Below are 16467 nucleotides of genomic sequence, written 5' to 3'. Positions count from 1 at the left end.
TTGGATATAATAAGTCAACCTATAATTTATTATTTCATTTTATCATATGAATTTAAGAACATCACATGATATTATCAATTTCATTTAATACATAACTAGTACTCCTTCCGCCTGCTTCTTCTTTTACTAGAACTTCCTTTTTTATTAGGTCCTGAATATCTCTCAAAGCTGTATCAGTAGAACAGTTTGCAATCTTTGCCCATTTAGAAGTATTCAGTTTGCCATCAAAACCTTCGAGCAGTTTGTTTAACAGTAATCGCTGACGATTATTCAAATCAAGGTGTGCCAAAGCTTCCCAGAAATTTGATTTACGATTTACCTGCTCCAGCGTACCCTCAATCTTATGAAATGATTTACCCAGGCAATGTAGAAACCATTCAAGCCACTCGGTAATATCAAGAGAGCCTTTTTGCGTTTTCTCAAGTATGGTATAATAGTCGTTGCGCTCAATCCTAATTTGGGCTGACATACTGTAAAATCTTTCCGGAGTTTTATCTGCACGGGCAAGCTGCATATCAGCAATTGCTCTGGCAACACGTCCATTGCCATCTTCAAATGGGTGAATAGTCAAAAACCATAAGTGCGCAATAGCCGCTTTAAGTACAGGGTCAATATGATTTTCTGTATTGAACCATTCAAGAAAGTCGGCCATTTCCTTGGATAACTTAGAAGCTTCCGGTGCTTCAAAATGCACTTTTTCTCTCCCAATAACTCCAGACACAACTTGCATAGGACCATTATTCCCCGTCCGCCATGCTCCCACAGTAATTTTATGAAAACCGTTACGACCTGTCGGAAACAAGGCTGCCTGCCATCCATATAAACGTTCATCGGTAAGCGGTTCAGAAAATGACTGGGTAGCATCTAGCATCATTTCAACCACGCCATCCACATTTCGATCTGAAGGAACAAGGCCACTGATTTCCATACCTAATCTACGGGCAATTGATGAGCGAACTTGTTGTTTATTCAGGTTTTCTCCTTCAATTTCACTTGACTTAAGAACTTCCAGTGTTAAGTTTTCCAATGTTGCTTCAGCCTGAATGGAGAAGCCCAATGCTTCCATCTTTCCAAGCACTTTTCCTTGTCTATGACGAATTTCTGCCAATAAACCTGTTAATTTTTCATTGTCCCAAGTGAATTTTGGCCAGTCCTTATGTTGATGAATATACATATTCGCCGCATTTATGCGGTGAATATAGGGTTTATTCTCCGCATTCACAGGCATTTTCGCCGCAAATATGCGGACAAAACACAAATCATTCACCGCAATTAATTAGTGCTATTTTAATACAAGGGTATATTTCCTATGTAAGCAGCCAATCGCTTTTCTTCAATTATTACTTCTTTGTAGGTTTTACCACCATCAAGGGATTCTGCAAAAAATATTCGGAATATAATTTTATGCGTTAATTGAGCTGGAATTTTTCCCATACGATAATCCGAACACAGGTTTTCTATGCTTAAGTTCATGAACCTGGTAGCTCTTCGTAAAGCCTCCCCTTTGTCTTCGTGCTTATAATAATTACCCCCTTCTCCAACTTCATCTGTATAATCCTGTCGGACAATGTAATACCAATATTCTTTCTCCTTTTCCATAAAATAATGCTTGACTTCTTTCAGTCTAAATTGTCCCTGCTAGTTGTTCAGATTAAAGTTAGCGTTAATTGAAGGTTCTTCGAGGCAGCGGTATTATAAACAAAAAACCCCAACATTGCTGTTGAGGTCTTTGTGAGAGCCGTCCAATAGATAGTCTCTCCCAAACATCATAAAACCTCTATCCCTATGATTTTTATGGGATTATGGCTCTTCGGAAAGAGGGGGGGTAAAAGGATGTTATCTCCACCTAATTGACTGAATATCAAACACAACAGATGAAGATTTTTTTTAAATTGAATGGTTTGGACTAAATTAGAAGGATAGTACTGGAAGAACTTTTATAAATGCCACTAATCGCTTTTTTTGATATCGAAGTAAATCCAACAAGCAATAAGTTGCTTGACATTGGTTGTATATTATCTGACGAATCTACGTTTCATAAAAACCAACCTTACGAATTTAAAAGTTTTGTTGAGAGCTCTCATTTTATTTGCGGCCATAATATCATAGCCCATGATTTGGTTCATTTGCAAAAGCATTTTGCTGATTCTACCTGGGGCTTAAATAAAGCAATTGACACGCTTCTTTTTTCTCCTTTATTGTTTCCTAAAAACCCATATCACCATCTACTGAAGGATGATAAGCTTCAAACAGAAGAACTTAACAACCCTTTAAACGATTCCATAAAGTCTAAAAATCTTTTTTTTGATGAAATATCTGCTTTTCAAAAACTCAATGAAGAGTTTAAGGAAATACTTTACTTTCTCTTGTCTGATCAAAAAGGATTTCAAAATTTTTTCAGATACTTAAATTATTCAACTTCGATAAATAGGGATCAATTAAAACGTCTTATTAGAAATTGTTTTCAAGGAAAAATTTGCACCGAAAGTGATCTTGAGTCATTTATTCAAACATCACCTGTAGCTTTAGCATATGCTTTGTCTTTGTTAAATTGTGATGATAGATTTTCCATTACTCCACCATGGGTTTTAAAAAATTATCCAGATGTGGAACGCTTGCTTTTCTTACTAAGAAACAAACCCTGTATACAAAGTTGCGAATATTGTAAACAAGCCCTTGATCCTTTACTTGCTTTAAAAAAACACTTTGGCTTTTCTAACTTCCGAACCTATGGTAATGAGCCTTTGCAACAGGATGCAGTTACCTCAGCAATTAATGGGGAGTCAATATTAGCTGTATTTCCAACAGGCGGAGGAAAGTCAATTACCTTCCAAGTTCCAGCATTAATGAGTGGTGAAAACGCCAAGGCATTAACAGTAATTATTTCTCCTTTGCAATCTTTGATGAAAGACCAGGTAGATAATCTTGAAAAAAAGGGCATAACTGAAGCTGTTACAATTAATGGGCTATTAGATCCAATTGAAAGAAGCAAAGCAATCGAAAGAATTGAAAGTGGGTTTGCGAGTCTCCTTTATATATCACCAGAATCACTTAGATCAGTAACCATTGAACGTCTCTTATTAAAAAGAAAAATTGCGCGGTTTGTCATTGATGAAGCTCACTGCTTTTCCTCATGGGGTCAAGATTTTAGAGTTGATTACATATTTATTGGTGATTTTATTAAAAACTTGCAGGAAAAAAAGGGCCTTGAATATAGAATACCCGTTTCTTGCTTTACAGCTACTGCCAAACAAAAGGTGATTGAAGATATCAGGGCATATTTCAAAGAGAAATTGAACCACAGTCTCCATGTTTTCAGCGCAAATGCATCAAGAACTAATCTAAATTATAATGTTTTTAGAAAAGATAATGAAGAGGAAAAGTATAATCAGCTAAGGAGTTTAATTGAATCCAATAATTGCCCAACCATTGTTTATGTATCTAGAACAAAAAGAGCTTATAAACTCGCTAAAAGATTAAGTGAAGATGGTTTTGTGGCAAGGCCCTACCATGGAAAAATGGATAAAGACGAAAAAACTGAAAATCAAGATGCATTCATGGCAGGGGAGGTAAATATAATGGTTGCAACCTCAGCTTTTGGCATGGGCGTTGATAAAAGTGACGTGGGCTCTGTTATACACTATGACATTTCAGATTCCTTGGAAAATTATGTACAGGAAGCTGGAAGAGCAGGTCGTGATGAAAACATCAATGCCAACTGTTATATTCTTTTTAATGAAGAAGACTTAGACAAACATTTCATTTTACTTAATCAAACAAAGATTAGCAGTAAAGAAATCAATCAAATATGGAAAGCTATAAAGGATATTACAAAAACAAGGGACAGGGCGTCAAACTCGGCACTTGAAATTGCAAGGAAAGCAGGTTGGGATGATGGGATTAATGAAATTGAAACAAGAGTAACCACTGCTATTGCCGCCTTAGAAGATGCGGGCTATTTGAAACGTGGACAAAATATGCCAAGGATTTTTGCGAATAGTATTCTAAGTAAAAACGCTCAGGAAGCAATTGATAAAATTTATTCCTCAAACAGGTTCTCGGATTCACAAAAAATTAATGCAGTTAGGATTATAAAAAAACTTTTTTCAAGTAAAAGTAAACGATTATCAACAGAAGAATTAGCAGAATCAAGAATAGATTATATCGCTGACCAATTGGGCTTAGTTAAAGATGAGGTTATTCGTAATATTGAGTTAATGCGAGAAGAAAACATTCTTGCCCAGACGAGAGACCTAACAGCTTATATTAATAAAGCAGAATCGGTAAACAAATCGCTTTCAATAGTAAATAGCTTTAGGAGACAAGAAGAGGTTTTACTTGAACTATTAAAAGAAGGTGAAGTAACATATCATCTAAAAGAAATAATAGAACTGTTTCTAAGTGCAGGTATCAAGGACAGCTCCCTCAATAAACTCAAAACAATTATTAATTTTTGGGCTATTAAAAATTGGATTAAGCGTCACAATTTGGAATATTCCAGGAATCATGTACAAATTGTTTTGTTGATTGACAAAGATTCATTTATGGCGAAACAGGAAAAGCGCCATATGTTGGCAAAAATGATAACGGAGTACTTAAACAAGAAAGCCTTAGAATTAAACGTAGCAGATATCAAACAAGAAGATGTTTTAGTTGAATTCTCTGTACAGGAATTAAAAGAGATGATTGAAAAAGAGCAGGGTATGTTTGCTTTTAAAGCCAGTATAGATGACATAGAAGACAGTTTGTTTTACCTTTCTAGAATTGAGGCAATAAAGATTGAAGGAGGTTTTTTAGTAGTACATAATAAACTTACCATTGACAGAATTGAAAAGAACAATCGAATACAATACAAAGAGAGCGACTATGAAAAATTGAAACAGTTTTATCAGCAAAAAGTACAGCAGATTCATATAGTAGGAGAATATGCAAAAAAAATGATTCGCAACTATAGTGATTCTTTGCAGTTTGTAGATGACTATTTCAGGTTAAATTATGCATCATTTTTATCTAAATACTTTCCAGGTAGTAGACAGGATGATATACGGCGAACCCTAACACCGGAAAAGTTCATGAAATTGTTTGGATCGCTTTCGCCAGCTCAGTTACAAATAATAAACGATTCAGCAAATCAATATATAGTTGTAGCAGCTGGTCCTGGAAGCGGAAAAACAAGATTATTGGTACATAAACTTGCTTCGCTTTTATTAGCAGAAGACGTAAAGCACGAACAACTATTAATGCTTACTTTTTCAAGATCAGCAGCCACCGAATTTAAAAAGCGATTAATGGATCTTATTGGTAATGCTGCCAATTTCATTGAGATAAAAACCTTTCACTCTTATTGTTTTGACCTGTTGGGGAGAGTAGGCAGTCTTTTGGAATCGGGCAATATTATCAATACTGCTGTAGAAAAAATTAGATCCGGAGATATAGAAACATTCCGAATTACTAAAACTGTTTTGGTAGTAGATGAAGCACAGGACATGAACAAAGAAGAGTACGAACTAGTGAAAGCCTTAATGGAACAGAACGAAGAGATGCGTGTCATTCTTGTTGGAGACGATGATCAAAATATTTATGGATTCAGGGGTTCAGATGCTGCTTTTATGCAAGAATTAATTTCAGAAAAAGGTGCTATTAAATATGAATTGACAGAGAATTATCGGAGTAAAGACAATATTGTATCCTTCTCCAATATGTGGGCATCGACAATCAGTAAAAGGCTGAAAACCGACCCGTGTTTTGCCAGTCAATCTCAAAATGGTATAATTCAAATTACAGAATACCAAAAAAATAACATAATCGTACCTCTTTCTGATAATATAAGTAAGGCTGATCTTTCGGGATCAAGTTGTGTACTTACCAAAACCAACGAAGAAGCATTAGTTCTTACCAGTTTATTATTACAAAAAGGAGTTCAAGCTAAGTTGATCCAGTCAAATGATGGATTCAATTTGAGCAACCTTTATGAACTTCGGTATTTTTCTGAAATAATTAATGCGAATACAGATAGCCCTATAATATTTGAAGAGGACTGGGCAAATGCAAAACAAAAACTAATAACCCATATCAAAACCAGCTCCAAAAAAGAGTTGGCAATTTCAGTTATCAAAACTTTTGAAGAAACCAATACAATAAAGAAATACAAAAGTGATTGGAGGTCTTTGTTGTTCGAATCAAAAATTGAGGATTTTATAAAAATTGATTCAGAAATAGTATATGTATCAACAATTCATAAAGCCAAAGGGAAGGAGTTTGATAATGTATTTTTATTATTGAACAATTTTATGCCACAAACTGATGAAGACAAACGCCAGTTATATGTAGCAATCACAAGAGTAAAATCTAATTTATCAATACACTACAACGGGAATTATTTAAAAAACTACTCGACTGATTCCTTGTTTTACAAATCAGATTCAAATACATATTCAGAGCCAGAACAAATTGCATTGTATTTAACACATAAGGATGTTCAATTAGGATATTTTGAGTTTGTACAACATAGAATCAACAAACTATTTAGTGGTTCTACTCTTCAAGTGATGGAAGATGGATTAGGGAATTACAATGGAGATTTAATTTGTAAATTCTCTCAAAAATTCAGGGAAATATTGAGAGACAGATATGACAAGGGATTCAGAATGGTGGAAGCTAAAGTGAACTTTATTGTTTATTGGAAAGACGAAGCAAAAGACAAAGAATCAAAAATTATCCTACCTCAATTGATTTTGAAAAAATCATAAGTTTCTTCCAAATTAACAATTTGGAAATTTTCTATTGTGATTTATGGTGCAATCTGAACCACGTGCTAGAATATAGTTGTATGTTAATTGATAATTATTTTAAATTAACTTTCAATAGTTACTTCACTGTATGTCTAGTCCTAAAAGTATCTAGAAATTCATTATCATGAATTTCATCTATACTATGAACTAAATAAAAATCTCGTGAGGGCAATTTGGGATAGCCTCTCTTTATGCTTCCATCTTTTTCTTTTGTTAATCAACATATTAAACGTCAATAGGAATTAGCTGTGTTTCTTTAAGTAGTAGTATATTTTAATTTAATTATTTGATTGGATTGTTACAATAATGTTTACTTATGAGGCAACTTTGATCCGAACTTATATTTTAGCCTCCTTGACAAAAATTAAATTAAAATGGAACAAAAAATAAAAAACAATTACATAAGCACTAGTGGATATTGAATAAGAAAGGACAATCCCATGTACGGAAACAAAAAACCCCAACATTGCTGTTGAGGTTCTTGTGGTGTGGGCCGGGATCGAACCGGCGACACAAGGATTTTCAGTCCTTTGCTCTACCGACTGAGCTACCGCACCTTTAGTCGAGTAGTCCCGATTTCATCGGGATTAAGAACATCTTACGCTCGTTACCTCGCTTGATGTTCTATAAAATTCCCCCTTCGGGGTTGCAAATATAAGGAGTGGAACGGTTATTCACGCATTATCCACTCTTTTTTTCTTAGAATTCGCAATTCTTTGGTGTTCTGGCGAATGGAATCACGTCTCTGATATTGGTCATACCCGTTACAAACTGCACCATACGCTCAAATCCCAATCCAAATCCGGCATGTGGAACGGTTCCAAAACGACGGGTATCTAAATACCAGCTCATTTCTTCAGCAGGAATATGCATGTCTTTCATACGAGCTTCCAGTTTGTCCAGACGTTCTTCTCTTTGTGAGCCACCTACAATCTCTCCAATACCTGGTGCCAGAATATCCATGGCTGCAACGGTTTCTTTTCCTGGTTCACATCCATCGTTCAGACGCATGTAAAAAGCCTTGATTTTTGCAGGATATCCTGTAACAATTACCGGCTTCTTAAAGTGCTTCTCTACCAGGTAGCGTTCGTGCTCACTCTGCATATCAATACCCCAGCTTACATCGTATTTGAATTTTTTCTTTTTGTACGCAGGGCTGTCCAATAAAATCTGAATAGCTTCGGTGTATGTAATGCGTTCAAATTTGTTGTTGATTACAAAATTCAGTTTTTCCAATAAGCCCATTTCTGCACGTTCATTTTGTGGCTTCTGTTTTTCTTCTTCTGCTAAACGCTGGTCTAAGAATTCCAAATCCTCTTTGTTGTGCTCCATGGCATAACGAATCAGGTATTGAATAAACTCCTCCGCCAGGTTCATATTGTCTTCAATATCATGGAAGGCCATTTCAGGCTCAATCATCCAGAACTCAGCCAGGTGGCGGGTTGTATTGGAATTCTCTGCTCTGAATGTAGGTCCGAATGTATAGATTTCAGAAAATGCCATGGCACCCAATTCACCTTCTAATTGACCACTTACGGTTAGGTTGGTGCTCTTTCCGAAAAAGTCTTCGCTGTAATCTATATTACCTGCTGCGTCTTTTGGAGCAGTGCCGTCCATGGGTAATGTTGTTACCCTGAACATTTCACCTGCACCTTCTGCATCACTTGCGGTGATGATAGGTGTATGCAAATACACAAATCCTTTTTGATTAAAGAACTGGTGAACAGCAAATGCCAATGAATGTCTTATGCGGAATACTGCACCAAAAGTATTGGTACGAAAACGCAGATGCGCTTTCTCTCTTAAAAATTCAAGACTATGTTTTTTCGGTTGGAGCGGATACTTCTCTGCATCACTGTCGCCGAGTATTTCCAGGGTCGCCGCTTTTACTTCAATGGTTTGTCCCTTACCTACAGAAGCAACCACTTCGCCGGTTACTTTTAAAGATGCGCCAGTTGTAATCCGCTTTAGCGTTTCCTCGTTCAACAAACCCAATTCTACTACTACCTGTAAATTATTATTGGTACTGCCATCATTCAATGCCACAAACTGATTGTTGCGAAAGGTACGCACCCAACCCATTACCGTTACCTGATCGCCTGGTTTTCCAGTGGCCAACAGGGTTTTTATCTTGATTCTAGTGTTAAACATGGCGCAAAGATAACCAAACGGGGCTTTTGATGGGAGATTCAATAGGTTTTCGCTTTAGTTTGATCATTTTTTATCAATTAAAATGGTTGGTTTTATCAATATTTTGTAACATTGCACTGGAAACACTGCTGATAAGTCGATTTTTTACGTACTTAATTTTCAGTTACTCTCTTTCCAAATCAACCCAATTAGCCTTTCTGAGTTTGATTTCCTTAGACAGGATTAACCTTTTTTATCGTTTGAAATTGATACCCCCCAAACAACATTTCTATTTATGTATGACATTCTTCAGTTAAATGACATGCTATTACCAGAACTACTGGATATAGCAGAAAATTTAAAAATTACCGGAGCAAAAAAATTAGACAAACAAGGACTAATTTATAAGATCCTTGATTCTCAGGCTGTACAGGAAAGTACGGCCAAAGAAAGTGGCGCTCCAAAAAAAGCCGGAAGACCTAAAAAGGCAGTGAACATTAAAACTTCTACAGGCTCTATAGAAGAAGCAGAAGTAATGCAGGAAGCACCTGTGGTTGCTGAACCTGCTGCTCCCGAAAAAGCGGCGCCGAAAAGAGAGGATGCCCGTCAGGGTCGTCCGGTTAAAAAAGCGGTTCACAACAAAAAAGGACCCGGCCCAAGACCTCGTTTGGAAAATCCAGAAGTGGAAGGAGCTAAGTCCGAAGAATCCGGCGAATCCGATCCAACCGCCAATATTGCTGCTGCCATTATTCAAACACTGGAAGCCAGCGAGAACAATGGCGAACAAGCGCAGGCACCCGAAACTTCTTTGCAACAGGAGCGTCCAAGACATCAGCATCAGCCTAAAAAAGAACCCGCTTTCAATATAGAATTTGAAGGAATTATCCCGGGGGAGGGTGTACTGGAAATGATGCCAGACGGCTATGGTTTCCTTCGTTCCTCTGATTACAATTATTTATCTTCTCCGGATGACGTGTATGTATCGCCCTCGCAGATTAAATTATTTGGATTAAAAACAGGAGATACCGTTACCGGTTCTGTACGTCCTCCGAAAGAAGGTGAAAAATATTTCGCTTTATTAAAAGTGGATTTTATCAACGGCAAGCGGCCGGATGAAGTTAGAGACAGGGTTCCTTTTGATTACCTGACTCCGCTATTCCCGTTTGAGAAATTGAATTTATTTACTACACCCAGTAACTATAGTACCCGTATCATCGACCTGTTTACACCTATTGGTAAAGGACAGCGTGGATTGATTGTGGCCCAACCGAAAGTGGGTAAAACCATGTTGTTGAAAGAAGTAGCGAATGCGATTGCTGCTAACCACCCAGAAGTGTATTTGATGGTTGTTCTGATTGACGAACGTCCGGAAGAAGTTACCGATATGGAGCGTAGCGTAAATGCAGAAGTAATTGCTTCTACCTTTGATGAGCCAGCTGAAAAACACGTAAAAGTTTCTTCTATTGCTTTACAAAAAGCAAAGCGTTTGGTAGAGTGCGGACATGATGTAGTAATCTTATTGGATTCAATTACCCGTTTGGCAAGAGCACACAATACGGTGGCTCCTTCGAGTGGCAAAGTATTGAGTGGTGGTGTGGAAGCAAACGCTTTATTGAAGCCCAAACAATTCTTTGGTGCTGCTCGTAAAATTGAAAACGGCGGTTCGCTTACAATTCTTGCAACAGCTCTGGTTGAAACAGGAAGTAAAATGGACGAAGTGATCTTTGAAGAATTCAAGGGTACCGGTAATATGGAATTACAGCTGGAAAGAAAATTAGCCAACAAGCGTATCTTCCCTGCTATTGACCTGGTGGGTTCTTCTACCCGTCGCGACGACTTGTTGTTAGACAAGGAAGTGTTGCAGCGTATGAATATTCTTCGCGTTTTCTTAAACGACATGAATTCAGAAGAAGCCATGAACGAATTGCTGAAGCGTATGCGCGGAACCAAGAACAACGAAGAGTTCCTGGCCAGTATGAACAGATAGTTTTTTTGCGCCGGGTAAGCTGGCGCACTCCTATAAAATTGACAAGGGCACCGCAATAAAACGGTGCCCTTTTTTTGATAACTGCCCCCAGTAATCAACTGCTAATAACCAAAGCATTAAAGACTAATCGACTCTTCAAAAGTTTTACCAAATCGGTCTGTTGCTCTTACGGTAATTTTCTTTGCCCCAGATGATGGCTTTATAAAAAACAAATGTTCGGTTAGTGTTGGCTCAACAAACTTGTGTTTCTGAGGAAGAGCCGGACCCTCATACAATTCAACGGCCCAGGGATCTTTTGCCACTTTTTGTGTTGGCGCACCTTTGAATACACCATCTTCCAGCCATTCAATTTTCCATTTCGTATCCCAATTCCAGATATTCACTGCAATTTCCTCGGGATTGTTTTTATCGTATCCCTTGGGGTAGATTCTTAGCTGATGATCTTTATCCTTATCGGTACTCTTATAATACCAACTAATATCCGATCCGTTTACTTCGTAAACACCATAGCCCCTGGGCGTTCCGTCTCCGCAAATAGGTCCTGTCCACCAGGCACCACAAACCGTTCCATGATTATGCTCCATCATATTATCCTGTTCCCATGACTCATTAAAATGGGTATGGCCCGACATAATATGCACTTTATAGGGAGCTAATAAGGCATACAGTTTTTTACGGTTGGAAACCGTTCCTCCGAAATCTTCTTCTTTTTTATTTCTTTTTGGAGCACCCGTGAAAGTGGGAATATGAAGGTTTACTACCACTGTGGTACCCGGAGCAACAAACTGAAGGTCTCGCTCTAACCAGGCCAACTGGGTCTCGGTAAAATAGCCAATGTATTTTTTAGCAGTACCAATAAAGAACACATCATCTAACACTACATAATGAATAGATCCTCTGTTAAATGAATAATACGTGGGTCCGAATTGCTCTTTAAACGTTTCAGCAGAATAATCATCTGTTCTTGAGTTCAAATCCATATCATGATTGCCAATTACATTGAAAAATGGAACACCCGTCATGTCAATGGCTTCCTTGTAATCCTTAAAGAATTCAAACTTATCCCAAACCAGGTCTCCACAGCCAATTCCATGAAACAAGGTATTGGCTGGATATTGCTGCATGAGGTTTTTAAAATCCAGAACAGTGGTGGCTTTCAGTTGTGCACAATCATCAGCAGAAATCATTTGAGTGTCTGCCCACACAACAAAATTGTGCTGCTGATCATCTACCGATAATTTTTCCAAAACGAAATCATGAGAAAATGTACCGCGTTTCCCCTTAACGGGTACAAAAAATTGAGGGATATGATTTTGATGTGTAAATGCATATCCAGCCGGCGTACTCATATAAACAAAGTCGGCATTTTCATTTGCTAAAAATGCATACTCCCCGTTTTTATTGGTTTGGTAAACACGAATGCCATCTGTAACACTCACACCCGGAATTCCCTTACCATTACTTATTACCTTACCCTTTACCAATAACTGGTTTTCTTTTTCGAATCCTGTATTGCCAGTTTCAGCCATCACAGAAGGCAAAGCAAATATGCCCCCGGTGAATCCTATATTTCTTAAAAAGTTTCTGCGTTTCATTTTCTGTTCTATCTATTTGTTGTTATTTTTTAAGGAGTATTGAGCTATTTCTCCCACCACACTTTAATATTGATATTGTCTCCACCCATGGCTTGTACCGCCTGGTTGTAATTTTCTGTATTGGTGCTTTGTACTGCAGGCGGGTAACGATATCTTACCGGCATGATTTTATTGTTCAACATACCATCAGCTACTGGCATTACCGGGAAGCCCGTTCTTCTGTATTCAAACCATTGTTGAAAATCGGTAAAGTACAATGCATAATATTTTTGCAGCATGATTCGCTCCAGCGTATTGTTGTATGCTGCTTTTGTATTGGTAAAATAATCGGCAGGCATAACGGCACCCCATTGCTCAACGGAAGCTTTAACGCCTCTTTCATAAGCCGCTTTTGCGGCAGCAGTATTGTTGTTCCTGAATTCCACTTCTGCTCTGATTAATTCTACTTCGGCATAGCTCATCAAAACAACAGACATGGGTGCTGTTACCAATGCAATGTTTTTATTAGATGGAACATAATCAAACTGGTTATCGCTTCCTGCATATCCACTCGGAATACCTTTGTATCCAATATTGGCATTGTTGAGTTTGTTTCTCGCCTGTGTTAACCATCTGGCTCTTCTTGGGTCGTTAAAATCGTTCAGGTTGTCGGTGAAGAATAATCCTGCTGCCCGAAAAGTGGTAAAATCAATTGCCCTGCCCCAGGGTGACACAAAGGGAGTAACACCGGATAATTTTAAAATAGCTGCCTGATCATTAGAGGTAAACACCGGATACTTTACTGGATTATCAATGATGGCTTTCAACTTAGCCAAGGTACCCAATTCAGCTCTTTTGCTCAGGCGCAGTAACAAGCGCATCTGCAAAGAATTGGTGAATCTTTTCCAGTTGCTTACGTTATTGGCATACAACATATCAGTGCCAAAAACCATGGGCCTTGTGGTTACATATAAATTGTTGGCGGAATCCAGATCGGCTAAGATTTTCTCATACACTTTTTGCTGGGTAGTAAACCTGGGTCTGAAAATTCCTTCGTCTCCCTTGGTTGCTTCTTCCATTGGAATATCTCCGAAGCAATCGGTTAAGTTGGAATAAATCATCGCATTCAACGTCATGGCAATTGCCTGATAATTCGGATCCTTTTGTTCTACCGCAGAATTGTACATTTCCTTTAGATTCGTTAACCAACGGTAATAAGTAGTCCAGGTAGAGTTGCCTGCAGTTTCTGTAATATCATATCTGTGAACCCCTCCGGCTACACTTGGGAAAGGTAACATATCCTGCATCAGGTTAAATGTAAAGTCGTCGGCCTTTCGCATATTGAACGAAGACACTTCATAAATAATTGGATTCAATAAAGTGCCGGGGCTGATTTTATTTACGCGGTTGGGATCGGTGTTCACCGATTCAAAATCCTTGGTACAAGATGCTGCAAACAGTAGCATCATGATAGATAAGGAAACAGATAATATATTTTTCATAAAAATTTTTGTTGTTGCGTGAATTGGTTTTTACAATTGGGTAGTCAATTAAAACTTAACAGTGATATTAGCGCCAATGGTTCTGCTCGATGGCAATTGACCCATTTCTACTCCTGGTAAAATAGTTGCTCCGTTTAAAGCTGCTGTTTCCGGATCAAAAACCGGGAAGCTGGAAATCATTAATAAATCTCTTCCGTAAAGGGCAACGCTTACTTGCTTAAAGAATGATTTACCTAAAAGGTTTTTGGGGAAATTATACTCTAATCTTGCTTCACGCAGTTTTAAATAAGAAGCATCAAATGAATTGGATTCAACATTGGCTCTTCTGTAATAATCTCCGTAGTAATCCACTGGCAATACTTTGGTTGTATTGGGTGAGTATGATTTATCAGGATTTTGTACAACACCAACACCAATGATATAATTCTCTTCGCGACCAGGCAAGCTTGACTTTAATTTTCCCTGCTCCATCATTTTATGATGACTCTGAGAATAAATCATACCGCCTAACTGACCATCTATTAAAAAACTGAATCGATAGTTTTTATAAGTGAATTCATTTCTGATTCCCCCTTTCCAATCTGCATAAGCAGATCCGATATATTGAATTTCCTGAGGACGTGCAGGCAATCCGGTTGCTGCATTGTAAACAATCTGGCCATCGGGTGAACGTAAAAATCCAAATCCGTAAATATCCCCGGTGGTTCCACCCACTCTTGCCTGAATGGTTGCATTTCCGCCATAGCCAATATCCTGCTTTCCTTCCATTCCTTCTGCCAGTTCAAGCACACGGTTCTGATTTTTGGCCCAGGTTAAAATAGAAGTCCAGCTAAAGTTTTTCTTCTTGATAATACTACCCGTTAAAACCACTTCAATACCGCGGTTTCTAACTGCTCCAGCATTCAGGACCGCTCTTGAATAACCGGTTGTTGGATCCATTGGAACTTCCAGAATCTGGTTTCTGGTAGTATTGCTATAGTAAGTAAGATCCAGATTTAATCTGCTCTTAAACAAACGGATATCCAGACCCGCTTCATAGTTGGTAGAAATTTCCGGTTTAAAGTTCACGTTGTGTAATAGCGTTGGTACAGAACCAGAACCCGGGAATGGGCTGGTACCATAGTATTTGCTGGTTTTATACGGATCGGTATCGTTACCCACCTGAGCTGCAGATAAACGAAGTTTAGCAAATGAAATGGATGCAGGCAAACGTAAGATATCACTCAGGATAACACTGGTATTAATAGAAGGGTAGAAGAAAGAATTGTTTTGAATAGGCAAAGTACTCGACCAGTCATTTCTTCCGGTTACATCTACAAACCACTTGTTCTTATAAGCTAAAGACGCTGTTCCATATAAGCTGTTGACTTTTTTATTTCTGGCCACATTCACTACTTCTGGTGTTCCCACTCCATTGCTCAACATATAAACACCGGGAATTACCAGACCTATGACACTGGCATCTACTCTGGAGTATTTGGTACTCATGGCATTGCCACCTACAGAAGCGGTTACATTGATATCAGACCCAATTTTGTCTTTATAGGATAAGAGAAAGTCGGTATTGATTTCGTAGTCCTGTATGTTTTGTTCTTTATAAAATCCTCTTAGATAATTGGCTGATGAATAGGGCCTTTGTTGTTTTCTGATTTCACTGGAAAAATCAATACCTGAACGCAACATCAAATTGAACTTGCTATTGAATGTATAAGTAGCAGCCATATTAGCCAGGAAGGCATTGCTTCTTACTCCATTGGTCATTTCATAGGCAATCAGGTAAGGATTATCTATAAAGCTACTGAAGGGGTGTACCTGATCAATTTGTTCCTGTCCTCTTTTCCAGATAGGTCTATACCAGCTAAGGTCTACATTAGGATTCTGGAAAATCATGAAATACGCAATCGACTGATTATTGTATCCGGTTGCCGGTAAATTGTCACTGGTTTTGTTCGTGTAATTTACTTTTGAAACAAAGCGCAATTTCTCCGACACTTTCTGGCTAACACTTAATGCTGCGGTAACTCTTTCAAAACCCGTGTTCGGCATGATCCATTCATTTTTAGAATGGGTAAGTGAAGCTCGTACTGAACCGTTTTCATTTCCGCTTTCAATAGAAATATTATTGGTGATGGTAGAACCCGTTCTCCAGAAACCTTTGATATTGTTGGGTTGTGCTACCCAGGGACGTCTTTCCGGAGATTGACCTTCAACCGTTGGGTCATACTGAAAATACATTTGACCATTGAATCTGGGACCAAACGCACTGCTGGTTCCGCTGGTACTGGCTCCATCCGCAGAAGCACCATAGCTATAATATTTTTCCCCGGCAGCATTCAAGCCTCTGCCTGTTCCCTGACCATATTCATATTGATAATCCGGCCATCTTAACACCGTATTGATGCTTGTATTGGTATTAACGGTAACACCAATACCCTTGTCTTTTCTTGCACCAGATTTGGTAGTGATTAACAAAGCACCATTCG

General features: G+C 38.2%; 8 protein-coding genes and 1 tRNA gene. 2 read left to right on the top strand and 7 right to left on the bottom strand.

Annotation, left to right across the window (positions count from 1 at the left end; genetic code table 11):
- Nucleotides 1–61: 61 nt before the first annotated feature.
- Together P767_RS0111095 and P767_RS0111090 are read right to left on the bottom strand one after the other, a co-directional pair.
- Nucleotides 62–1267, bottom strand: coding sequence for a Fic family protein (locus tag P767_RS0111095; RefSeq protein ID WP_245586878.1), 1206 nt, complete (start codon nt 1265–1267; stop codon nt 62–64).
- A gap of 20 nt (nt 1268–1287) precedes the next feature.
- Nucleotides 1288–1599, bottom strand: a complete 312-nt coding sequence (locus P767_RS0111090) for a hypothetical protein (protein WP_026764551.1) — start codon at nt 1597–1599, stop codon at nt 1288–1290.
- Between the two features lie 344 nt (nt 1600–1943).
- On the opposite strand from P767_RS0111090, the gene P767_RS0111085 reads away from it, so the two are divergent.
- Nucleotides 1944–6749, top strand: a complete 4806-nt coding sequence (locus P767_RS0111085) for a RecQ family ATP-dependent DNA helicase (protein ID WP_026764550.1) — start codon at nt 1944–1946, stop codon at nt 6747–6749.
- A 526-nt stretch (nt 6750–7275) separates the two neighbouring features.
- Here the strand turns inward: P767_RS0111085 and P767_RS0111080 are convergent.
- Together P767_RS0111080 and asnS are read right to left on the bottom strand one after the other, a co-directional pair.
- Nucleotides 7276–7348: transfer RNA gene (locus P767_RS0111080), tRNA-Phe, on the bottom strand.
- A gap of 142 nt (nt 7349–7490) precedes the next feature.
- A complete protein-coding gene (gene asnS / locus P767_RS0111075) occupies nt 7491–8942 on the bottom strand; it encodes an asparagine--tRNA ligase (protein ID WP_026764549.1) in 1452 nt (483 codons plus the stop codon).
- Nucleotides 8943–9216: 274 nt separating this feature from the next.
- Between asnS and rho the strand changes: the two genes are divergently transcribed.
- Nucleotides 9217–10908, top strand: a complete 1692-nt coding sequence (gene rho, locus P767_RS0111070; protein ID WP_026764548.1) for a transcription termination factor Rho — start codon at nt 9217–9219, stop codon at nt 10906–10908.
- Between the two features lie 116 nt (nt 10909–11024).
- On the opposite strand, the gene P767_RS0111060 is transcribed toward rho, so the two are convergent.
- From P767_RS0111060 to P767_RS16850, 3 genes are all read right to left on the bottom strand, one after another.
- Nucleotides 11025–12503 (bottom strand): calcineurin-like phosphoesterase C-terminal domain-containing protein, encoded by a 1479-nt coding sequence (locus P767_RS0111060; protein ID WP_026764547.1) that lies wholly within the window; start codon nt 12501–12503, stop codon nt 11025–11027.
- 44 nt (nt 12504–12547) lie between these two features.
- Entirely contained in the window at nt 12548–13984 is a 1437-nt protein-coding gene (locus P767_RS0111055) for a SusD/RagB family nutrient-binding outer membrane lipoprotein (RefSeq protein WP_026764546.1), read from the bottom strand.
- A gap of 48 nt (nt 13985–14032) precedes the next feature.
- The coding region (locus P767_RS16850; RefSeq protein WP_037351762.1) for a TonB-dependent receptor domain-containing protein at nt 14033–16467 on the bottom strand (2435 nt) is incomplete at its 5' end.

This window comes from Sediminibacterium salmoneum NBRC 103935, from assembly GCF_000511175.1.
Classification (GTDB): Bacteria; Bacteroidota; Bacteroidia; order Chitinophagales; family Chitinophagaceae; genus Sediminibacterium; species Sediminibacterium salmoneum.
This window is presented reverse-complemented; position numbering and strand designations above follow the sequence as displayed.